Origin of the sequence: Mycobacterium sp. MS1601 (genome assembly GCF_001984215.1) — a bacterium.
In the GTDB taxonomy this organism is placed as follows: Bacteria; Actinomycetota; Actinomycetes; order Mycobacteriales; family Mycobacteriaceae; genus Mycobacterium.
On record NZ_CP019420.1, the window covers coordinates 3361286 to 3381742 of the forward strand.

The window sequence follows — 20457 nt, forward strand, 5'->3', positions numbered from 1 at the left end:
ATACCCACCACCATGCAGAATCTCTTCTTCGGTCTGCTGACCGGTGCTGTATTGGCAGTCGCCACGTCGGGTTTCGCGCTCCTGCGCAACACCGAGCGGTTCCTGCACACAGCACACGGCCAGTTCATGGCCCTGGGCGGACTGCTGGGCCTCACCCTGGCCCAGCAGCTCGGCCCCTGGATCGGACTGCCCATCGCCGTGCTGATCACCGCCGCGATCGGCGTCATCTGCGGCAAGATGCTTTTCGACCCGATCAAGGCGCAGGGCGCGAACGTCATGCTGTTCACCTCGGTGGGCTTGGCGTTTCTCACCTACGCGGTGATGCTGGTGGTGTTCGGTGCCGACATCAAGGTTTTCGACATCTCACTCGGATCCGCACAACAGTTCGGGCCGTTCATGATTGCCCCCGGTGAGATCGTCCTACTGCTCGTCGCCGCAGCGGTCACCGCTGGGCTGTGGCTGCTTTTGTCCCATTCCTCGGTGGGGCGCAGCATCCGTGCGGTGTCGTCCAACCGGGAGCTTGCCCAGATCCGTGGTGTGCCCACCAACCAGATCAGTTCAGTGGTGTGGGCCCTCAGCTCGGGCCTGGCCGCCATTGCCGGCATCATGATGGGCATCCTCGGTTCGACATCCGCCGAAGCGGGCTGGACCTACATCCTGCTGGTGCTGGCCGCCGCCGTCCTCGGTGGTGTCAGCAACATCTTGGGTGTGGTTGCCGCGGCGATGCTGCTCGGCATCGTGATGGATCTCAGTGCGTTGGTGGTGGATACGGCGTTCCGCCCTGTCATCGCCTTCGCGCTGCTGATCGCGGTGCTGATCGTGCGGCCTCAGGGTCTGTTCTCCTTCGCCGCTCGAAAAGAGGCCGTCGCATGATCTCGATGTCCTTCCTGGCCACCGTGCTCACCCTGGCGGTGGTGTACTCGATGGCCACCCAGCTGCTCAACCTCGAAGCGGGCTGGGGCGGTATGTGGGATCTGGGCGTTGCCGGCCTGATCGCTGTGGGTGCCTACAGCTACGTGCTGCTGACCTCCGCACCTGACGCGATGGTGCCCGGTCTCGGACTCCCGGTGCTGGGTGGCATGATCGGTGCAGGCATCATCACGGCGCTGATCGCGGCGCTGATCGGCTGGCCCGCGTTGCGTTTGCGCGGTGAGTACTTCCTCATCAGCACCTTTGCGTTCGCCGAGATCATCCGGCAGCTCATCATCATCGGCAAGGGCTTCACCGGCGGTACTTTCGGCATCACGTTCGTCAAGCGCCCGTTCGAGGCGGCGTTCCGCTTCGACGCGTACCCGTTTGTGCTGCTGGGCATCACCATCGTGATGTCGGTGGTGGTGTTCCTGATCTGCTCGCGGGTCGCCGGATCCGTCTACGGCATGACCCTGCGTGCCGCGCGTGACAACGAGCCATTGGCGATGGCCACCGGTACCTCGGTGAAAACCCTTCGGATGTCCACGTATTCGTTTGTCGGACTGCTGGTCGGGTTCTTCGTGGCCCCGGCGTTCGTATGGTTCCTCGGTGCCCTGGTGCCGTCGACCTTCGGCGCCACGCTCACCTTCACCATCTGGGCCGGACTGGTGATCGGTGGTCTGGGCAGCCGGATCGGCCCGGTGGTCGGCGCTCTGCTGCTCACCTGCGCCAGCGAGGCCGTCCGGCTCATCGAGGTGTCGCCGGCGCACGCGCACCTGCTCTCGGCGGTTCAGCCCGCACTGGTCGGCATCCTGCTGATCGTCGTGCTGCGGTGGAGGCCGGGCGGATTGTTCACCGAACGTGGATCATTCGCCCGAGCCCGGCACATCTCCGGGGAATTGAAACGTCTGAAGCCGGTTGGCGCAGCGGCAGTCAAGGGAGGCGCAGCCTGATGTCGAACGACACATCCCCGACACAGAAGACCGACCCGCCGATGCTGACGTTGAAGGACGTCAACAAGCAGTTCGGCGGAGTCAAGGCGGTGCAGAACGTCAACCTGGCGATCGACAGCACCAAGGTCACCGCGTTGATCGGCCCCAACGGGGCCGGCAAGACCACGCTGTTCAACGTGATCTCCGGCTTCGGTACCCCGTACACCGGCACCATCACGTTCGGCGACGTCGACCTGACCGGGCTGGTGCCGCACAAGGCTGCCCGCGCCGGCGTGGTTCGGACGTTCCAGACGCCTATCGGGTTCCCGTCGATGACGGTGGCAGAGAACATCGCCATCGCCATCGTCGGGCACAGCCTGAGCAACCCGTGGAGCCCGTTCCTGCGGTGGCGCCGTGACAAGCAGATGCGTCAGCAGGCCATGGAGCAGGCACGAGAGCTGTTGGCCAAGGCCGGAATCGAAGGACTGGCCGACGTGCCGGGTTCCGATCTGTCACCGGGCAATGCCAAGCTGGTGGAGATCACGCGTCAGCTGGCGATGCGGCCGAAAATGCTGCTGCTCGACGAACCGGCCGCGGCCATGGCCGTCGACCAGATCCGTACGCTGTCGCGACTGATCCGCGGTATCGCCGACGACGGTATCGGCGTGCTGGTGATCGACCACAACCTGGGCTTCGTCCTGGAACTGGCCGACACCGTTCACGTCCTGGAGTACGGAGCCGTCGTGGCCTCCGGCACCCCCGAGGAAATCGGTAACGACCCACGAGTGCGCGAGATCTATCTCGGCGGAGCGGAGGAGGAAGCCGGTGCTGCTTGACGTACGCGACTTGGCGGCGGGTTACGGCAACCTCGAGGTGGTGCGTAGCGCCAGCTTGCAGGTTGCCGAGGGTGAGATCGTAGCCATCGTCGGCCCCAACGGGGCGGGCAAGACCACCCTGCTGAAGGCAATTGCGCGGTCGTTGCCGCTGAAAGGCGGCAGCCTCCACTTTGCCGGCGACGACATCAGCACCCTTGCGCAGACCAAGATCTCCGAACGCGGCATGGGCTATGTTCCCCAGCGCGGCAACGTGTTTCCCGAGCTGTCAGTGGCCGAGAACCTCCAGGTCTCCTGGCGGGGATCGGCAGCCGACCTGCGTCGTGAGTCGGAATCCATCTACCACCGGTTCCCGCGACTCCTGGAGCGCAAGAAGCAGGCGGCCAGCACCCTGTCCGGCGGTGAGCGCCAGATGCTGGCCATCGCCTGCGCGCTGCTGGGACGCCCGTCGCTCCTGCTTCTCGACGAACCGACGACCGGACTGGCGCCGATCGTGGTCAAGGAACGGATCGACGACATCTTGCGGTTACGTGACGAGGGGGCCGGGGTGCTGTGGGTGATCGAAGAACATCCCCGCATCTGTCTGCCCGCCGTCGACAAGGTGCACTTCATGGCCGACGGCAACCTGGCCGCACCCATTCCCGCGGCCGAACTTCTCGCTGAGGGGGCTCTCGAAGAACTGTTCTTCGGCGCCCACACCTGACGAAATGAGCTGAAATGAACGGACTCAACCGGTTCTGGCATCCGCTGACCACCTCGGAGCGGGTGGCAGAACAGCCTCGCCGCTTCACCCTGCTCGATGACTACGTGGTTGCCTACCGCGACGACGAAGGCAACGTCGCGGCGTTCCGCGACATCTGCATCCACCGTGGTGCGGCGCTGTCGCTGGGCTGGGTGCGTGACGGCAAGCTGGTGTGCCCGTACCACGGTTGGCAGTACAACCGCGAGGGCGCCTGTGTGCGCATCCCCTCGCGGCCCGAAGGCACCGCCATTCCCGCCGCGGCCAAGGCGTACAAGTACGCGGTGCAGGAGCGCTACGGCCTCATCTGGGTTGCCGTCGATGACCCGGAGTTGGGAGTGCCCGACTTCCCGGGTGACATCTACGACCAGCCCGGCTGGCATTCGTTCATCAGCTACAACGAGATCTGGCAGACCTCGGCCGCCCGCGCCGTCGAGAACTTCATGGACTTCTCGCATTTCCCGTACGTCCACGAAGGGCTGCTGGGCACCGAGGACAACGCCGAGATCGCGCCCTACGTCGTGGAGAAGCGCGAGGACGGCCTGCACTACTGGCTGGAACAGGAAGAGCCCAGCGATCTCTACGGCGCAGGCGGGTCTCAGCTGGTGCGCTACGAGTACACCCTGGTGGTCCCGTTCACCATCCATCTGAAGAAGATCGAGGTGGGCACCGGTCGCGAGACCATCATCACCCAGTTCACCTCGCCGCAGACGGCGAAGACCACCGAGCTGTTCGTCTTCATCGTGCGCAACCACAGCCACGACGACCCCGACAGCAAGTTCGGCGACTTCACCAACAAGATCATGGAGCAGGATCGCGTGATCGTGGAAAGCCAGCGGCCCGAACAGCTTCCGGAGTCACTGCGCGAGGAGCTGCACATCAAGGTGCCCGACTCGGCGAGCCTGCTCTACCGTCAGCGCCTGGCCTCGCTGGCCAAGGTCGAGGTCTCCGGACCGTACGGGGCCTGATGGCCGATCTTCACCGGGTTCAGGTGGTCGATCGGGTGACCGTGGGCACCGATGTGGTGATCCTGCGACTGCACGGCCCGACGCTGCCGGCGTGGACGCCTGGAGCGCACGTTGACGTGGTGTTGCCGTCAGGTCAGATCCGCCAGTACTCGCTGTGCGGGCCGGCTGACGCGCAGGGGGAGTACACCATCGCTGTCCTGCGCCAGCAGGATGGCCGTGGTGGCTCCGAGGAGGTGCACCAGAAGCTCACTGTGGGAACCCAACTCACCCTTGTCGGGCCGCGCAACAAGTTCGAGCTGCAACCGGCGCAGGAGTATGTCTTTGTCGCCGGTGGTATCGGGATCACCCCGTTGCTGCCGATGATCGAGTCCGTGGCCGCGGCCGGGTTGCCCTGGCGGCTGGTCTACGGCGGGCGGTCTCGGTCATCGATGGCGTTCCTGGAGCGACTCGAGGCGTTCGGCGGCGCCGTGCAGGTGATTCCGGAAGACGAGCTGGGCCGGATGGACGTCAGTGCGGTGCTGTCGCCATCGGTAGGGGCCGCGGTGTACGTCTGCGGTCCGGCTGGGCTGATCGATGCTGTCGGCGAGGTTGTCGAGGGTTGGGCGTCCGGCAGCTTCCATTTCGAACGCTTTGGTGGCGATGGTGTGGCGGCATCGGAGCACGGTGATCAGGCCTTCGAGGTGCAGCTGGGGCTGGGCGGCCCGGTGGTGCAGGTGGCCGCAGACCAGACGGTGCTGCAGGCGGTGCTCGACGCGGGGGCCGATGTCCTCTACTCCTGCGAGGAGGGCAGCTGCGGCAGCTGCGAGACCGCTGTTCTGGACGGCGAAGTGGTACACTGGGATACGGCGCTCACCGATGACGAGCGGGCCGGCGGCGCCATGCTGATCTGCGTGTCCAGGGCAGCCTGCCCGCGGCTGGTGTTGGACATCGACGCGCCCTGACTCCCGGGTGGGTCCGAAGGGCGGTGGCACGTCGGGGCGGGGTGTGGCCCGCCAGTGGGTCGTGGTCGATTTCGGCGATGATGTCCACGATCACCCCGTCCTTCGACGCTCAGCCGCCGTGTCCCTGCACCGCCTCGGCCCACAGCTCGTCGGCGTCCAGGGGTGAGTTCTGATCGTTAATCGACTGTGCGACAAGGATTTTGCATGTCGATGTGAGATGGTGGCGCATGGCGTCCATGGCCGCCTTCGGTTGATTCGCCATGACGGCTTCGACGAAGGGGTGGTGCTCGGCGTCGATGTCGTGCACGGTGCGGGCGCGGTCGGTGGTGGTGGCGCCGAGTAGCCGGATGGACTCGCGCATGGACCGCACGATGGTCCTGGCCCGGGTATTGCCCGCGGCCTCCATGATGTGGTCGTGCAGGAGTTGGTCGTGGTGGGCGAAGGTCCGTTCGTCGCCGGCCGCCGCGGCGGCGTGCAGCAACTCCATTCGCTGCTGTAGCCGGGCTGCCAGCGTCGTGTCGCACACCGTGGCCGCCCGACCGACTGCGGGAACCTCGAGCGCCAAGCGGATAGCGAAGATGTCGGCGATCTCCCGGGGGTCGGGGAGTAGTACCCGAAAACCCTGACGGGCTTCGAAGCGGATCAGGCCGACTTCTTCCAGCCGTAGCAGGGCGTCGCGCACCGGGGTCCGGGAGACGCCGAGGGCATCGGCCAACTGATACACCGAGTACTTCACACCGGGGCGCATGACGCCCGAATCCAGTGCGGCACGAACGGCCTCCATGACCTGCTCAGCGCGCCTGCCTTCCGCGTGGGGCAAGGGTGCCAGCTCGAGGTCGGCTTCGGCCATCTGCGCACTGTAGCAATAATCTCCACTTCCTAGCATGCTACGAATGACGTAGCATGCTAGGAATGGACGAGGCGGAGACCCTGCGTGCCCAACTGCGTGCGGCCGGTGTCGCAGATGTACGGATCGACGGCACCAGCAGAGCTGTGTACTCGTCGGACGCGTCGCTGTACCGGGTCACGCCCACCGCGGTGGTCTGCCCTGCCGATCACGATGAGGTGGCTGCCGTTCTCGAGGTGTGCCGGCGGCAGAATGTGCCCGTCACGGCCCGCGGTGGCGGCACATCCATCGCCGGCAACGCGGTGGGCGCCGGGGTGGTCATGGACTTCAGCCGATACATGAACAAGGTCTTGTCCGTCGACCCCGACACGCGTACTGCCGTCGTCCAGCCTGGGGTGGTGCAGTCGGTTCTGCAGAAGGCGGCGGCACCATTCGGGCTGCGGTTCGGTCCTGATCCGTCCTCGCTGTCCCGCTGCACCATCGGTGGCATGATCGGCAACAATGCCTGCGGCTCAAGGGCTTTGGGTTATGGCCGAACCTCGGACAACGTGACCGCCATGCGCGTGTTGACGGCCAGGGGGGAAGATCTGCGGTTACCGTCTGCGCAGTCGCCCACTCTGGACGCACTGTCGTCGGTCATCGGCGCCGGGCTGGCCACCATCCGCACCGAGTTCGGCACCTTCGGTCGCCAGGTATCGGGCTACTCGTTGGAACACCTGTTGCCGGAGAACGGGTTTGACGTCACCAAGCTGCTGGTCGGCAGTGAAGGAACCCTGGCCGTGTGTACAGAGGCGACGGTGAACCTGGTGCATGAACCGGCGCACCGGATGCTGGTGGTGCTGGGTTACCCCGACATCGCTGCGGCCGGGGACGCCACGCCGGCGATCCTGGCGCACCGGCCGACGGCGTGCGAAGGTATCGACTCCCGGATCGTGGACGTGGTCCGCGAGCGTAAGGGTGACGGTGCGGTGCCCCCGCTACCGGCGGGTGCGGCGTGGGTGTTCGTCGAGGTCGTCGGCGACACGGTGGAGGAAGCGCTGCGACGGGCAGAGGAAACCGGAAGCTCCTGTGGTGCGGTCGATTCACTGGTGGTCGAGGATCCGGTGCGAGCGGCGACGCTGTGGCAGATCCGCACCGACGGCGCAGGTCTGGCGGCGCGCAGCCCGCAGAATCGGCCTGCGCACGCCGGCTGGGAAGACGCGGCGGTTCCGCCGGCCAGGCTTGGGGACTACCTGCGTGACTTCGATGCCTTGATGGCCGACTTCGGGGTCACCGGCATGCCATACGGCCACTTCGGCGAGGGTTGTATGCACGTCCGTATAGACCTGCCGCTGGATCGACCCGGTGGACGAAAGGTGTTCCGCGACTTCATGTTCGCCGCGGCAGAGTTGGTGGCCGGTTACGGCGGATCACTGTCCGGCGAGCACGGTGACGGCCGTGCCCGCGGCGAGTTGCTGCCACTGATGTATTCATCTGACGCGTTGGCCCTGCTGGCTGCCGTCAAGCACACCTTTGACCCGGACAATCTGCTGAATCCCGGCGTGGTGGTGGATCCGCTGCCCCTGGATGCCGATCTCCGTGTGCCGGCGGCGCCGGCGCTGCGCCGCGACTTGGCTCTGGCCTACCGCCACGACGGCGGCGACTTCACCCAGGCCGTGCACCGCTGCACCGGGGTCGGGAAGTGCCGTGCAGACAACACCGGCAGCGGAGGCGTGATGTGTCCGTCGTACCAGGCCACCCGGGAGGAGAAGGACTCCACCCGCGGCCGCGCCCGGGTTTTGCAGGAGATGATCAACGGAACCGATGTGCGCGGCGGGTGGCGCTCCCCGGAAGTGCATGAGGCGCTCGATCTGTGCCTGTCCTGCAAGGGATGTGCGTCCGACTGCCCGACCGGCGTGGACATGGCCGCCTACAAGGCCGAGGTGCTGCATCAGAGCTACCGGGGTCGCATCCGGCCCGCCTCGCACTACTCGCTCGGCTGGCTGCCGCGCTGGGCGAAGATGGCCGCGGTGGCACCGAAGCTGGCCAACGCCGCCATGAAGGTGCCCGGAGTGGGATCCGCCGCGCTGGCTGTCGCCGGGGTGGATCATCGCCGGACCATTCCGGCGTTCGCACCCCAGACGTTCCGGTCGTGGTTCAAAGGCAACGTCCCTGCCGGCGGCCCGGGCGACGAGGTACTGCTGTTCGTCGACACGTTCACCAACTACTTCTCACCTGAGGTGGGGATCGCGACCGTGCGGGTGCTGCAGGACGCCGGCTACCGTCCGCGACTGACCGAGCGTCAGGAATGCTGCGGACTCACCTGGATCTCGACCGGCCAGCTGGACACCGCGCGACGCAAGCTCGACCGCACCCTGGCGGCCCTGGCTCCCAGCGTCGACCGCGGTGTTCCGGTGGTCGGGATGGAACCGTCGTGCACGGCGGTGTTGCGTTCGGAGGCGGTCGAACTGGTGGGCGGTGCACGCGCAGAAGCGGTGGGGGCAGCCACGCGCACGCTGGCCGAACTGTTGACCGCCACGGGATGGCAGCCGCCATCGATGGCCGGCACCGAGGTGGTGGCCCAGCCGCACTGCCACCACCACTCGGTGATGGGGTGGAGTCCCGACGCCGAACTGCTCCGTGATGCCGGCGCCGAGCTGACGCGACTCGGTGGCTGCTGTGGGCTGGCCGGCAACTTCGGGGTGGAGCAGGGGCATTACGAGGTGTCGGTTGCGGTGGCCGAACAACAGTTGCTGCCAGCCGTGCGGGCGGCGTCGGCAGAGGCGGTGGTGCTGGCGGACGGGTTCTCCTGCCGCACGCAGCTCGACGACCTGACCGATCGCCACGGTACCCATCTGGCGCAGCTATTGGCCGAACGCCTGCCTGATAGGGTTTAAGCGGCACTGAAGTTGCTGGCGCCGCTATCTGTCTGCGGGTCGTTCGAACGGGCCGCAGACAAGGAGAGCCAGGTGCGTCATCCGGTCGGCGAGCGTGTGCTCGTCGCGGTCTCGGTTTTCGGCCTGGCGGCCTGCCTGAGACCGGCGATCACGGCCGTCGGCCCACTGATTCCCGACATCAGCGCTACCACCGGCCTCAGCTACGCCAGCCTCGGCGTTCTCGGCTCCCTGCCACTGTTGCTGTTCGCCTCCGTGGCCCCGTTCGGTGCGGTGGCGCTGCGCTACGGCACCCCGCCGGTGGTGGCCCGCTGGGTTGCGCTGATCCTCATGCTCGGCATCGTGGTGCGCTCAACTGTTGGGGTGCCTGGATTATGGTTGGGCACAGTGCTTTTGGCCGGTGCCGTCGCGGTGGGCAATGTGTTGGTGCCGGTGTTGGTGCGCCGGGACTATGCCCAGAACGCCGCCCTGGCCTCCGGTGTCAACGCATTGACCGTCAGCGGTTTCGCGGCCCTCGGGTCCGGCCTGGCGATCGTCTTCACCGACTGGACCGGTGACTGGCGGCGCACCCTGTTGTTGTGGGCGATCCTGCCCGCTGCCATCGCTGTGGTGTGGTTCGCGCGCCGCGACGACCCCGACGAGTCGTTCCTGGGGGCGACGCCCCCGGGTGGGGCAAAAAGGGTGAGCCAGTTGCGCTCGCCGGTGGCTTGGGCGGTGACCGGCTACATGGGGTTTCAGTCGGTGACGTTCTACCTGATCATCACCTGGATGCCGAGCATCGAGCTCAGCCGAGGCGTGAGTGTTGAAGCCTCCGCGCTGCATCTGCTGGTTTACCAGTTGTGGGGTGCGCCCTTTGGGCTGGCGGTCAGCTGGTGGCTGCACCGCACCGGGCGTTACGTGCTGGTCGCGGTGGTGACCAGTGTGCCGATGCTGATCGGCGCCGTCGGCATCCTCGTCACCGACGGCAGTGCCCTGCTCTGGCTGGCCATCGCCGCGCCGGGCAGTGCGGCCGCCTTGTCGGTGGCCTTCCTGCTGATGGCGCATCATTCCGCCGACGCACGGGAGGCCGCGGGACTGTCGGCGATGGTGAACGCGGGCGGCTATCTCATGGCCGCCACCGGACCCTTCGCGGCAGGGCTGCTGCACGAGTGGACCTCGTCGTGGCTTCCCGCGCTGATCCTGCTGGCCGTCGCGGCGGCGTTGCAGGTGCTGGTGGCGTTCCCGGCGGCCCGCCAGCGGGCGGCGGGCTAGACGCGGCCCTTGCTGCGGGGCTTGAGCGTCCACGCGGGCACCCAGTGCGTGACGGGTGTGTGCTTGGAGCCGTAGCTGACCTGATAGGTCACCCAGCCCCACCAGTCGCCCTGCTCACAGATGCCCCAGCAGCTCAACAGTCCCTCGACCACCTTGTGCATCTGCAGCCCCTGCGGGTGGTAGCGGCCGCTGCGGTGTGGCTCACGCGGGAACAGGACGGTCAGATCCACCAGCACGGCGACGGGCGGCTGCACCACTCGGAACGAGTCGCGCAGCGGCTGGCCGTTGTAGCCGATCGACGGCAGCTCACCCACAATTCGATCATATGTTCGAATCGAATGTGCGGCTAGACCGGCCGGACCTCGAGCGGTGTCTCCTCGGCAGCCCCGCCCACAGACCTGATGAAATAGGCTCCAGCGCCAGGCTTCTCGCTGACTGCCTGGGCGAACTCGGTTCCGCGATACAGCACGCCTGCGCCGTCGTCGGTCGCGTATGCCGCAGGCAGCACGCCTGCGCCCACCAACTGGTGCACAAGCGGCCGGCGTTGCTCCTCGGAGTCGTAGTGCACGCCGTTGGCGAAAGGCACAAAACCCAGACCGTTGGTGACCGGTCGCAGCTCAGGGCCGAACGAGTCCGTCGTCCCGCCGACGTGCCAGCAGATGGACCCGGCGGAGATGCCCGTGAGGACCACGCCGGATGACCAGGCCGCGCGCAGGGCCTCGTCGACCCCGTGCAGCCGCCACATCGCCAACAAGCCGGCGACACTGCCGCCGAACACCCAGATCACGTCCTGGTCGAGAAGATGGGCGGTGATGTCGTCGACATTGGGCATGGGGAACAACGACAGGTGCGATGGTACGAACCCGCGATCCCGCGCCGCCTCGGTCAGATGGTGCAGGACCGTCCTGTCGTCGCCCATCGCCGTCGCTAGGAGACACATCTTCGGCGCACCGGTGGTGCCGGACAGTTCCACGGCGAAGTCGGTGAGGGCGCTGAACGCGAACCGGGTGCGGCGGCCGTCCGTGATACCCCCGCTGGTCGCCAGAATGGTCGGTTCATCGGCCGGCATCCCGCGACGGTAGGGCAGTTGCGCAGCGTTGGGCAATCGGATTCTGGGCGCTGGTATCGTCGCGGACCCGGGGCGGCCGCAGGCGTTCTTCCCGGTGCGCCGGAATGAACATGGGAGCTTGTGCGGTGGCGGTCGTCGAAGTGGATCGTGCGCGTGGTGGTGACCAGATCCTGTCCCACGCTCGACGTCGGTGGATGGCGGTGCTGATCACCGCCGTGCTGTGCGGGGCCGTGGTGTACGTGCTGGCAGTGCAGACCCGCACCGGCCAGGCGCTGGAGAACGCGGCCCTGCGCGGAGCCAGCCAGGTGGACCCCGAGTTACGGCGGGTGGCGCTGCACCAGTTCCACACCATCTCGGTCACCTCACAGCTGGCGGCGGCGCTGATAGTCGGTGTCATCGGGCTGCTGCGGCGACAGCTGTGGCTGGCCGTCGCCGGAGTCTCGGTGATCCTGGTGGGCCAGGCCGTCACCCAGGTGCTGAAGTACTACGCACTGCCGCGCCCGGATCTCGGCGTGACGCACAGCGGGTGGGTGGACAACACTCTGCCGAGTGGGCACACCACCGCAGCCATGTCGCTGTTGTTCGCGACGTTGATCGTGATGCCGTACCGATTCCGCGGCATCGCCATGTTCTTCACCCTCACGTGGGCAGTGGGTATCGGCGCCTACACCGTCATCATCAGGGCGCACCGGCTCTCCGACACGCTGGCCGCCGACGCGGTGGCACTGACCGTCGCCTGTGCGGCATCACATTTTCTGGCCCGCACGGGCCGGATCCGAGCTGTGGTGTCACCGGGCGCCGCACGCTTCACGTTGCGGACGGTGTTCGTGGTGCTGGTGGGCGCCGTCGGCGCTTTCAGTCTGTTGTGGGGCGCGATTCAGGTGGTGCAGGCCGCGGCTGCCCACCTCGATGACCGGCCCGTCGAATGGGACCTCTTCCTCGGCTCGCAGTGGCTGGCCGCAGCGGGGTCCATAGGGTCTGCCCTGCTGTTCTGGTGGACCTGGCGGCGGTTGGAGACCAAGCGGCAACGCGATCCCGTCTCCGTCCGTTAGCGAAGCGGGGCTAGTGACCTTCGAACTGGTTCCGGCCCAGGCTCTCGACGAACCGTGGCCCGAGCAGGTCGAGCTCACGGCGGTATTCGTCGGCCCATGCGCCGAACGGGTGGTGGGCCAGGTACTCGTTGCGGAACCGGTCGTCCTCGGACACCTCGGTGAGACAGAACGACGGGATGGTCAGGTCCACGACGGGCGAATTGCGCTCCACCTCGGCGACCAGCAAGGGCGCATTGCCGCCCAGGAAGCGGTCGATGACCCAGCCGTCCTCACCCAGCCACACCGAGGACCTGATCTTGACGACGACGTGCTCTGCCCGCGCCACGATCTGCCCCGCCACCAAGGGGTCGAGATCGCGTTCGGCTTCGTAGCGGGTACCGCCGGCAGCGGGGCCTTTGGCGGTCATGGTGCCGATGCCCTCCGCATCCAGTGCGTCGACCAGTTCGGGGATTCCTGCGTCGAGCTCGGCGGGCGCGGGTCCTTGCAGGCGGACGCGCACGGCGTAGCCGTCGGACGCGAACAGATAGGCCTGGGCGATCAGAAGCGGGCCTGGGTCGGAGGCCGCGACAGCCGGCATCTCGCTGAGCAGGAACTTGCGTTCGAACTCGAAGTCGCCGGGATTACAGTCGGACATCTGGCGACGTTAACCCGGTTACGGCGACGACGGTGGCCCGGCCTGCTGTGATCCGTGCGAAAAATTCTGAAAAAGTCTAAAGTTGAGCGGAACAGACTCAACCTTGACGGCGTTGGTCTAGAGGACAAGCATTTATCGGGCCGTGTATTGGCCCCTTCGTGATTGAAATGGAGGTGTCGTGGACTCGTTCAACCCGACCACGAAAACCCAGGCGGCGCTGACGTCGGCGTTGCAGGCGGCCACTGCTGCCGGCAACCCCGAGATCCGGCCCGCCCATCTGTTGATGGCGTTGCTGACGCAGAACGACGGCATCGCTGCCCCGCTGCTGGAAGCGGTCGGAGTTGATCCCGCGACCATCCGGACCGAGGCCGAGCGTCAGATCGCCCGGATGCCCAGCGCCAGCGGCGCCAACTCCACGCCGCAGCTCTCGCGGGAGTCGCTCGCGGCTGTCACCGCGGCCCAGCAGTTGGCCACCGAGATGGACGACGAGTACGTCTCCACCGAGCACCTGCTGTTCGGTCTCGCCACCGGCGATTCGGAGGTGGCCAAGCTGCTCAGCGGCCACGGCGCCTCACCCCAGGCGTTGCGTGACGCGTTCGTCAAGGTCCGCGGCAGTGCCCGCGTGACCAGCCCGGACCCGGAGGGCACGTACCAGGCGTTGGAGAAGTACTCCACCGATCTGACTGCGCGCGCCCGTGAGGGCAAGCTGGACCCGGTCATCGGACGCGACAACGAGATTCGCCGGGTGGTCCAGGTGCTGTCGCGCCGGACCAAGAACAACCCGGTGCTCATCGGTGAACCCGGCGTCGGCAAGACCGCCATCGTCGAAGGCCTGGCCCAGCGCATCATCGCCGGCGACGTGCCGGAATCCCTGCGTGACAAGACCGTCGTCTCCCTGGACCTGGGGTCCATGGTGGCCGGCGCCAAGTACCGCGGTGAATTCGAGGAGCGGCTCAAGGCCGTGCTCGACGACATCAAGAACTCCGCCGGCCAGGTCATCACCTTCATCGACGAGCTGCACACCATCGTCGGCGCCGGGGCCACCGGTGAATCGGCCATGGACGCGGGCAACATGATCAAGCCCATGTTGGCTCGTGGTGAACTGCGCCTGGTGGGTGCCACCACCCTCGACGAGTACCGCAAGTACATCGAGAAGGACGCCGCCCTGGAGCGGCGATTCCAGCAGGTGCTCGTGGGAGAACCGTCGGTGGAGGACACGGTGGGCATCCTGCGCGGCCTCAAGGACCGCTACGAGGTGCACCACGGCGTGCGGATCACCGACTCCGCGTTGGTGGCCGCCGCCACGCTGAGTGACCGCTACATCACCAGCCGCTTCCTGCCCGACAAGGCCATCGACCTGGTGGACGAGGCAGCGTCGCGGTTGCGGATGGAAATCGATTCTCGCCCAGTCGAAATCGACGAGGTGGAGCGCCTGGTCCGTCGTCTCGAGATCGAGGAGATGGCGCTGGCCAAGGAGGAGGACGCGGCGTCGAAGGACCGGCTGGAGAAGCTGCGCGCCGAACTGGCCGATCACAAGGAGAAGCTCTCCGAGCTCACCACCCGCTGGCAGAACGAGAAGGGCGCCATCGACGTGGTGCGCGATCTCAAGGAACAGCTGGACACCCTGCGCGGTGAGGCTGATCGAGCCGAGCGCGACGGTGACCTGGCCAAGGCCGCCGAGCTGCGGTACGGCCGCATTCCCGAGGTCGAGAAGAAACTCGACGCGCTGCTGCCCGCCGCCGAAGCCCGCGAGAACGTGATGCTCAAGGAGGAGGTGGGTCCCGACGACATCGCCGACGTGGTGTCGGCCTGGACCGGCATCCCCGCCGGACGCATGCTCGAGGGCGAGACGGCCAAACTGCTGCGGATGGAGGAGGAACTCGGCAAGCGGGTGATCGGACAGCGCAAGGCCGTCACCGCGGTGTCGGATGCGGTGCGCCGCTCGCGTGCCGGCGTCGCCGACCCGAACCGGCCGACCGGTTCGTTCATGTTCCTCGGCCCCACCGGTGTCGGCAAGACCGAGCTGGCCAAGGCACTGGCGGAGTTCCTGTTCGACGACGAGCGCGCCATGGTGCGCATCGACATGAGTGAGTACGGCGAGAAGCATTCCGTGGCACGGCTTGTCGGAGCGCCGCCGGGATACATCGGCTACGACCAGGGCGGCCAGCTCACCGAGGCGGTGCGGCGACGTCCGTACACGGTGATCCTGTTCGACGAGATCGAGAAGGCACACCCCGATGTGTTCGACGTGCTGCTGCAGGTGCTCGACGAGGGCAGGCTGACCGACGGCCAGGGCCGCACGGTCGACTTCCGCAACACCATCTTGATCCTGACGTCCAACCTGGGTGCCGGTGGCACCGAGGAGCAGGTGATGGCGGCGGTGCGCTCGGCGTTCAAGCCGGAGTTCATCAACCGGCTCGACGACGTGATCATCTTCGACGGGCTCAACCCGGAGGAGCTGGTGTCGATCGTCGACATCCAGCTGAAGCAGCTGGCCAAGCGATTGGCGCAGCGACGGCTCACCCTCGAGGTGTCGCTGCCCGCCAAGAAGTGGCTGGGGGAGCGCGGTTTCGACCCGCTCTACGGTGCCCGCCCGCTGCGCCGGCTGGTGCAGCAGGCCATCGGTGACCAGCTGGCCAAGATGCTGTTGGCCGGCGAGGTGCACGACGGCGACGTGGTGCCGGTCAACCTCGGCGCCGACGGCGAGCACCTGGTACTGGGCTGACCAGAGGACAAGGGCGCGCCTACCGCACAACCGCGGTAGGCGCGCCTTTGTCAGTAGTCCACCCGGAAACTGCCGATCAGCGTGACGGTGTTGCCGTCAGGATCGGTCAGAGACGACAACCGCACGCCCTTGGTGACGTCGCGGATTGCACCGGGCGCCAATCCGCGTCCGGACAGCTCGGCGACGGCGGCGTCCAGATCAGCCACGGCCAGGTTCACCGAGGCGGTGCCGGGGTGCCCGGCGTCGGTGGACACCTGGACCCAGCCGGATCCGGTCGCCTGCCATTCGACCAGCGACGGCATCGGGTTGTTGGTGGGCGGCGTACCGAACAGCTGCTGGTACCAGGACCGAGCCACCGATAGGTCCGAGACCGGGACGACAGCGAGGACATGGTCGATGTTCACGGGTCTCCTTGCGCTGTTTCTCGTGCGTAGGGAGGTAGACCGCTAGCAGGAGCGAAAGTCATCGATACCAGCTTGTAATGCCGTGGATTCTCACCCCGCGACGCGTAACCGATAGTCTGGTCGCAATGGTCCCGCTCTGGTTCACGCTGTCCGCACTCTGTTTCGTGGGTGCGGCCGTTTTGATGTACGTCGACCACGATCGACGTCGTGGACTCGGTCGTCGCCGTAAGTCGTGGGCACGCTCCCACGGTTTCGACTTCGAGCCGGAGTCCGCGGACATCCTCAAGCGCTGGAAGCGCGGTGTGATGTCCACGGTCGGTGATGTCACCGCGCGCAATGTCGTGCTGGGACAGATCCGTGGTGAAGCGGTCTTCATCTTCGATCTCGAGGACGTCGCCACCGTCATCGCGCTGCACCGCAAGGTCGGCACCAACGTGGTGATGGATCTGCGGCTCAAGGGCATCAAGGAACCGCGCGAGAACGACATGTGGCTGCTGGGCGCCATCGGCCCGCGGATGGTGTACTCCACCAACCTCGACGCGGCCCGGCGCGCGTGCGACCGCCGCATGGTCACGTTCGCCCACACCGCGCCGGACTGCGCCGAGATCATGTGGAACGAGCAGAACTGGACGCTGGTCTCCATGCCGATCAGCAGTACCCGCGCCCAATGGGACGAGGGGCTGCGCACAGTGCGGCAGTTCAACGACCTGCTGCGCGTGCTGCCGCCCATGCCTCAGCAGGCGGCACTGGCCGGTTCATCCCGCCGCAACGCGGCACCAGGACGTCCGCTGGCCCCGGCCGGACGGACCGGCGAGCTGCCACCGGCCCGCGCCGGTGAACTGCCGCCCGCCCCCGCCGTGACCCCGGACATGGTGCGGCGTGAGCCCGACCATCGGGAACCCGTTCGGCGCACCCCGCCGCTCGGGCACCAGACTCCGCATTTCCAGCGGTAGCTAGGCTTGCGGGGTGGCCACCGGAACTCACTCCCACCCGCCCACCGCACTGATCACCGGACCCACGTCCGGCCTCGGTGAAGGCTACGCACGCAGGCTCGCCGCAGACGGTTACGACCTGGTGTTGGTGGCACGGGATGCGGACCGACTCACCGAGCTCGCTGCAGACCTGCGCCGGCGTCACGGCCGCAACGTCGACATCCTGCCCGCCGACCTTTCGGTGGCCGCGGATCGGGCGAAGGTTGCTGAGCGGGCCGCCGCCGGGCTGGACATCCTGGTGAACAACGCGGGCTTCGGCACGGCGGGGGAGTTCTGGACTGCCGAGCCGGCGCTGCTGCAGTCGCAGCTGGACGTCAACGTCACCGCGGTGCTGCACCTGACCCGCGCGGCGCTGCCCGCCATGCTGGCCGCCGGAACCGGAACCGTCATCAACATCGCCAGCGTCGCCGGATTGATCTCGGGTCGAGGGTCTACCTATTCGGCGTCCAAAGCCTGGGTGGTGTCGTTCACCGAAGGCCTGTCGGGAGCACTGAACGGCAGTGGCGTCAGTGTGCACGCGGTATGCCCGGGCTTTGTCCGCACCGAGTTCCACCAGCGCGCGGGCATCGAGATGGCGGGCACCCGGGAGATACTCTGGCTGACCGTCGAGGACGTGGTGCGCGACAGCATGGCGGCTGTCGCCAAGGGTGTCGTCGTCATCGTCCCCGGTTGGCAGTACAAGCTCCTGACCACCGTGAGCCGGCTTACACCCCGCACACTGGTCCGGGGGTTCGCCACCAGAATGGGCAAAGGCCGCGACAGAACGTGAGGAAACCGTGACAGCACCCGAGATGACCCACAGCGACCGCGCTGAGCTGGCCGAGCTGGTGCGCGAGCTGGCGGTGGTGCGCGGCCGCGTCATCCTGTCGTCGGGCAAGGAGTCGGACTACTACGTGGACCTGCGTCGGGCTACTTTGCACCACCGCGCGTCCCGGCTGATCGGTTCACTGATGCGTGAGCTCACCAGTGACTGGGACTACGCCGCGGTGGGCGGACTGACCTTGGGCGCCGACCCGGTGGCCACCGCGATCATGCACGCCGGCGGCCGTCCCATCGACGCATTCGTGGTCCGAAAATCTGCCAAGACGCACGGCATGCAGAAGCTCATCGAGGGTTTCGACGTCGCTGGACAGCGGGTCCTGGTGGTCGAGGACACCAGCACCACGGGGGCCTCGCCGCTGACCGCCGTGCGGGCGGTCCGTGAGGCCGGCGGCGAGGTGGTGGGTGTGGCGACAGTGGTGGACCGTGCCACTGGCGCCGCCGAGATCATCGAGGCCGAGGGAGTTCCGTACCGCAGCGCGCTGGGCCTCGAGGACCTGGGGCTGGGATGAGTGACGAGACCCCGTCGGACCGCCGCCGCGGTGACGGGCAATGGTCACCCATCGACACCCTGCAGCAGCTGCCTGCGTTGGTGGTGCTGGAGCGTTTCCCGGTGCCAGTGCTTGCCATCAGCGACGACGGCACCATTCTGTTCGCCAATTCCGCGTTTGCGGACATGCTGGGGCATCCGGCTCAGCATGTTCTCACCCTGGCCTACAGCGAGATCTTCCAGATCGCACCGGATCGCGGATCGCCGGTGCCCTCTATTCGCGCCCGCGGTGAGCACCTGGTGGAGCTGCGCCATGCCGACGGTTCTACGGTGCGCGCCCAGGTGAGCCACTCCGCGTTGCGACGCGACGACGACCGTCTGGTGCTGGTGGTGTTCCACGATCTGACCGAACGGCTCTGGCTCGAGGAGATCTGAGCGGTCACCGGCGGCGTTGGGTCTCCCGGTCGACGAACTCCTGGAAGTACGCCACGGCATCGGTGTCGGCGATGGCGGGCAGCAGCACACTCCAGGCCCGGCCCAGCCTGCCGGGCATGTCGCGGCCGCCGGATTCTGCGACCGACAGCAGTTCGATGCCCAAGAACGTGCTCATGAACAGCTCTCCGACTGCTTCGGGAGGCACTGCCTCACGCAGGTCGCCTTCGATGCCCGCCTGCCGAGCCAACGCGACCACCTGTGCCCCGAGCAGCGAATAGGTCTGCAGGGCAACCTCATTGAACTCGCTGAGCGCGCGCATCAGCTGTGAGCCGGTCCGCACTGTCGGGTCCCCAGCCACCAGGTCGGCGATCACAAAGGAGACGTGTACGAGGTTCTCCATCGCGGGGGCGGGGGAGTCGGCAAGACCGCGCAGGGCGTCGAGCACCGCCGAGGACGTGGCGTTGATGATGGCCGACGCCAACACTTCCTTGGACTCGAAGTGGTGGTACAGCGCGCCTTTGGTGAGTCCCGCGTGTTCGATGATGTCGCCGAGGCCGGTGCCGGCGTAGCCGTTGCTGTTGAAGAGCTCGACGGCAGCGTCGATGATCTTCTGCCGGGTCGCCTGCGAGCGCGCCTGCTGCGCCATCGCCTCCGAACCCCCCATCGCCGCGAAGCTGAGCGGGCCTCAGCCTAGATGGTTCACCTTGGCCAGCGCGACACGTGTCCGGCGTCGCACCAGCTGGGTGAAGTACCCCACTCGGTCGGGGACGACGAACCCCGGCAGTACCAGGGACCAGGAGCTCTGGACGTGGGCCAGCAGCGCAGGACCGTCGTCCAGGCCGGTGGTTTGGCGCAGCCCGGCGTAGAGGGAGACCAGCAGGTGGCTCACCTGTGCCGGGTCACGGTCCGGAGCCACGTCGCCTTCCTCGACGGCGCGTCCGAGTATCTCGCCGAGGGCCGTGGTCAAGTCGGCGATGCGCTTGGTCTGTAGTCCGTCGGTGCGTCCGACCGCCTCGGTCAGGTGGATGCCGGCCTTGGCGGTGTCGAGGGTGAGGTCCTGGACGGCCATCTGATAGGACACGTCGATCAGCGTTTCCAGCCCGGAGCGTTGCAGCCGGAGCTGCTCGGCGAGGGTCTCGTTGCACAGTTCGATGTAGCGGTCGATGATGGCCAGCGCCAGCGCGTACTTCGACGTGAAGTGGAAGTACATGGCGCCCTTGGTGACGGCGGCGTCGCCGAGGATGTCATCCAGGCTCACCAGGTGGTACGAGCGACGGGCGAACTGCCTGGTGGCGGCCCGCAGGATCTGTTCTCGGGCTGTTTCGGTTCCGCTGTCCCGGGATTCTGTCACCGCGCGGTCCAGCACGTGTGCACTGTGCACCTCATCACCTGCCTCCTTCACAGAGAGCACCCGTGCGCGTGGGCCGGGCACCCCCTGTTAATACTCTAAGTCATGACACCCGAGAGAAAACAGACGAAAGGTATGTAAACTCCCATCCGTGAAGACTCTTGGTTCGTCGACGGAGACCCCATCGAAGGTCGGC

21 protein-coding genes are annotated in these 20457 nt (G+C 66.9%); 14 read left to right on the forward strand and 7 right to left on the reverse strand.

Annotated elements, in window-relative coordinates; genetic code table 11:
* Positions 1 to 12 precede the first annotated feature (12 nt).
* The 6 genes from BVC93_RS16385 to BVC93_RS16410 are packed head-to-tail and all read left to right on the forward strand — an operon-like array spanning position 13 to position 5322.
* Positions 13 to 873, forward strand: a complete 861-nt coding sequence (locus BVC93_RS16385; RefSeq protein WP_083738395.1) for a branched-chain amino acid ABC transporter permease — start codon at positions 13 to 15, stop codon at positions 871 to 873.
* Positions 870 to 1862, forward strand: a complete 993-nt coding sequence (locus BVC93_RS16390) for a branched-chain amino acid ABC transporter permease (RefSeq protein ID WP_083738396.1) — start codon at positions 870 to 872, stop codon at positions 1860 to 1862. The genes BVC93_RS16385 and BVC93_RS16390 overlap by 4 nt, the downstream gene beginning before the upstream one ends.
* The gene (locus BVC93_RS16395; RefSeq protein ID WP_083738397.1) at positions 1862 to 2677 is read left to right on the forward strand and encodes an ABC transporter ATP-binding protein; all 816 of its coding nucleotides are present in this window, start codon (positions 1862 to 1864) and stop codon (positions 2675 to 2677) included. Before BVC93_RS16390 ends, BVC93_RS16395 begins: the two co-directional genes overlap by 1 nt.
* Positions 2667 to 3377 carry an ABC transporter ATP-binding protein gene (locus BVC93_RS16400; RefSeq protein WP_192860009.1) on the forward strand — a complete coding sequence of 237 codons (711 nt, stop codon included), beginning with the start codon at positions 2667 to 2669 and terminating at the stop codon, positions 3375 to 3377. Before BVC93_RS16395 ends, BVC93_RS16400 begins: the two co-directional genes overlap by 11 nt.
* A 14-nt stretch (positions 3378 to 3391) precedes the next feature.
* On the forward strand, positions 3392 to 4381 hold the full coding sequence (locus BVC93_RS16405; protein ID WP_083738399.1) for an aromatic ring-hydroxylating oxygenase subunit alpha: 990 nt from the start codon (positions 3392 to 3394) through the stop codon (positions 4379 to 4381).
* Positions 4381 to 5322, forward strand: a complete 942-nt coding sequence (locus tag BVC93_RS16410; protein ID WP_083738400.1) for a PDR/VanB family oxidoreductase — start codon at positions 4381 to 4383, stop codon at positions 5320 to 5322. The genes BVC93_RS16405 and BVC93_RS16410 overlap by 1 nt, the downstream gene beginning before the upstream one ends.
* Positions 5323 to 5431: 109 nt before the next feature.
* Here BVC93_RS16410 and BVC93_RS16415 read toward each other — a convergent pair whose 3' ends face one another.
* Positions 5432 to 6172, reverse strand: coding sequence for a GntR family transcriptional regulator (locus tag BVC93_RS16415; RefSeq protein ID WP_083738401.1), 741 nt, complete (start codon positions 6170 to 6172; stop codon positions 5432 to 5434).
* 53 nt (positions 6173 to 6225) lie between these two features.
* On the opposite strand from BVC93_RS16415, the gene BVC93_RS16420 reads away from it, so the two are divergent.
* Entirely contained in the window at positions 6226 to 9045 is a 2820-nt protein-coding gene (locus BVC93_RS16420; RefSeq protein ID WP_083738402.1) for an FAD-binding and (Fe-S)-binding domain-containing protein, read from the forward strand.
* A gap of 72 nt (positions 9046 to 9117) precedes the next feature.
* Positions 9118 to 10293 carry an MFS transporter gene (locus tag BVC93_RS16425; protein WP_192860010.1) on the forward strand — a complete coding sequence of 392 codons (1176 nt, stop codon included), beginning with the start codon at positions 9118 to 9120 and terminating at the stop codon, positions 10291 to 10293.
* Here the strand turns inward: BVC93_RS16425 and BVC93_RS16430 are convergent.
* The gene (locus BVC93_RS16430) at positions 10290 to 10607 is read right to left on the reverse strand and encodes a hypothetical protein (RefSeq protein WP_083738404.1); all 318 of its coding nucleotides are present in this window, start codon (positions 10605 to 10607) and stop codon (positions 10290 to 10292) included. The two genes, BVC93_RS16425 and BVC93_RS16430, sit on opposite strands and share 4 nt — an antisense overlap.
* Positions 10608 to 10639: 32 nt before the next feature.
* Positions 10640 to 11362 (reverse strand): peptidase E, encoded by a 723-nt coding sequence (locus BVC93_RS16435; protein WP_083738405.1) that lies wholly within the window; start codon positions 11360 to 11362, stop codon positions 10640 to 10642.
* 125 nt (positions 11363 to 11487) lie between these two features.
* Between BVC93_RS16435 and BVC93_RS16440 the strand changes: the two genes are divergently transcribed.
* Positions 11488 to 12414, forward strand: coding sequence for a phosphatase PAP2 family protein (locus BVC93_RS16440; protein WP_236949992.1), 927 nt, complete (start codon positions 11488 to 11490; stop codon positions 12412 to 12414).
* A 10-nt stretch (positions 12415 to 12424) separates the two neighbouring features.
* Here the strand turns inward: BVC93_RS16440 and BVC93_RS16445 are convergent, their stop codons facing one another.
* A complete protein-coding gene (locus BVC93_RS16445) occupies positions 12425 to 13048 on the reverse strand; it encodes a hypothetical protein (protein WP_083738406.1) in 624 nt (207 codons plus the stop codon).
* A 178-nt stretch (positions 13049 to 13226) separates the two neighbouring features.
* Between BVC93_RS16445 and clpB the strand changes: the two genes are divergently transcribed.
* Complete coding sequence (clpB, locus tag BVC93_RS16450; RefSeq protein WP_083738407.1) at positions 13227 to 15773, forward strand: ATP-dependent chaperone ClpB; 2547 nt, start codon at positions 13227 to 13229, stop codon at positions 15771 to 15773.
* A gap of 50 nt (positions 15774 to 15823) precedes the next feature.
* Here clpB and BVC93_RS16455 read toward each other — a convergent pair whose 3' ends face one another.
* Positions 15824 to 16177: a VOC family protein gene (locus tag BVC93_RS16455; RefSeq protein WP_083738408.1), complete on the reverse strand. Its 354-nt coding sequence runs from the start codon at positions 16175 to 16177 to the stop codon at positions 15824 to 15826.
* Positions 16178 to 16302: 125 nt separating this feature from the next.
* Here BVC93_RS16455 and ttfA point away from each other — a divergent pair, with 125 nt between their 5' ends.
* From ttfA to BVC93_RS16475, 4 genes are read left to right on the forward strand one after another with little or no spacing between them, the layout of a single operon-like run.
* The gene (gene ttfA, locus BVC93_RS16460) at positions 16303 to 17130 is read left to right on the forward strand and encodes a trehalose monomycolate transport factor TtfA (RefSeq protein WP_083738409.1); all 828 of its coding nucleotides are present in this window, start codon (positions 16303 to 16305) and stop codon (positions 17128 to 17130) included.
* Between the two features lie 13 nt (positions 17131 to 17143).
* Positions 17144 to 17938: an SDR family NAD(P)-dependent oxidoreductase gene (locus tag BVC93_RS16465; RefSeq protein ID WP_083738410.1), complete on the forward strand. Its 795-nt coding sequence runs from the start codon at positions 17144 to 17146 to the stop codon at positions 17936 to 17938.
* A 22-nt stretch (positions 17939 to 17960) separates the two neighbouring features.
* Entirely contained in the window at positions 17961 to 18500 is a 540-nt protein-coding gene (gene pyrE, locus BVC93_RS16470) for an orotate phosphoribosyltransferase (RefSeq protein WP_083738411.1), read from the forward strand.
* Positions 18497 to 18913 (forward strand): PAS domain-containing protein, encoded by a 417-nt coding sequence (locus BVC93_RS16475; protein ID WP_083738412.1) that lies wholly within the window; start codon positions 18497 to 18499, stop codon positions 18911 to 18913. The genes pyrE and BVC93_RS16475 overlap by 4 nt, the downstream gene beginning before the upstream one ends.
* A 4-nt stretch (positions 18914 to 18917) precedes the next feature.
* Here the strand turns inward: BVC93_RS16475 and BVC93_RS16480 are convergent, their stop codons facing one another.
* Together BVC93_RS16480 and BVC93_RS16485 are read right to left on the reverse strand one after the other, a co-directional pair.
* Positions 18918 to 19577 (reverse strand): TetR/AcrR family transcriptional regulator, encoded by a 660-nt coding sequence (locus tag BVC93_RS16480; RefSeq protein ID WP_236949993.1) that lies wholly within the window; start codon positions 19575 to 19577, stop codon positions 18918 to 18920.
* Positions 19578 to 19598: 21 nt separating this feature from the next.
* Positions 19599 to 20294, reverse strand: a complete 696-nt coding sequence (locus BVC93_RS16485; protein WP_236949994.1) for a TetR/AcrR family transcriptional regulator — start codon at positions 20292 to 20294, stop codon at positions 19599 to 19601.
* Positions 20295 to 20457: the final 163 nt, after the last annotated feature.

What these genes read in the sequence shown, in the direction of transcription:
- BVC93_RS16480 (WP_236949993.1), bottom strand. Translation starts at nt 19,577, where the DNA reads ATGGGGGGTTCGGAGGCGATGGCGCAGCAGGCGCGCTCGCAGGCGACC.
- BVC93_RS16410 (WP_083738400.1), top strand. Translation starts at nt 4,381, where the DNA reads ATGGCCGATCTTCACCGGGTTCAGGTGGTCGATCGGGTGACCGTGGGC.
- BVC93_RS16385 (WP_083738395.1), top strand. Translation starts at nt 13, where the DNA reads ATGCAGAATCTCTTCTTCGGTCTGCTGACCGGTGCTGTATTGGCAGTC.
- BVC93_RS16390 (WP_083738396.1), top strand. Translation starts at nt 870, where the DNA reads ATGATCTCGATGTCCTTCCTGGCCACCGTGCTCACCCTGGCGGTGGTG.
- BVC93_RS16405 (WP_083738399.1), top strand. Translation starts at nt 3,392, where the DNA reads ATGAACGGACTCAACCGGTTCTGGCATCCGCTGACCACCTCGGAGCGG.
- BVC93_RS16475 (WP_083738412.1), top strand. Translation starts at nt 18,497, where the DNA reads ATGAGTGACGAGACCCCGTCGGACCGCCGCCGCGGTGACGGGCAATGG.
- pyrE (WP_083738411.1), top strand. Translation starts at nt 17,961, where the DNA reads ATGACCCACAGCGACCGCGCTGAGCTGGCCGAGCTGGTGCGCGAGCTG.
- BVC93_RS16420 (WP_083738402.1), top strand. Translation starts at nt 6,226, where the DNA reads ATGCTAGGAATGGACGAGGCGGAGACCCTGCGTGCCCAACTGCGTGCG.
- BVC93_RS16435 (WP_083738405.1), bottom strand. Translation starts at nt 11,362, where the DNA reads ATGCCGGCCGATGAACCGACCATTCTGGCGACCAGCGGGGGTATCACG.
- BVC93_RS16395 (WP_083738397.1), top strand. Translation starts at nt 1,862, where the DNA reads ATGTCGAACGACACATCCCCGACACAGAAGACCGACCCGCCGATGCTG.
- ttfA (WP_083738409.1), top strand. Translation starts at nt 16,303, where the DNA reads ATGGTCCCGCTCTGGTTCACGCTGTCCGCACTCTGTTTCGTGGGTGCG.
- BVC93_RS16415 (WP_083738401.1), bottom strand. Translation starts at nt 6,172, where the DNA reads ATGGCCGAAGCCGACCTCGAGCTGGCACCCTTGCCCCACGCGGAAGGC.
- BVC93_RS16445 (WP_083738406.1), bottom strand. Translation starts at nt 13,048, where the DNA reads ATGTCCGACTGTAATCCCGGCGACTTCGAGTTCGAACGCAAGTTCCTG.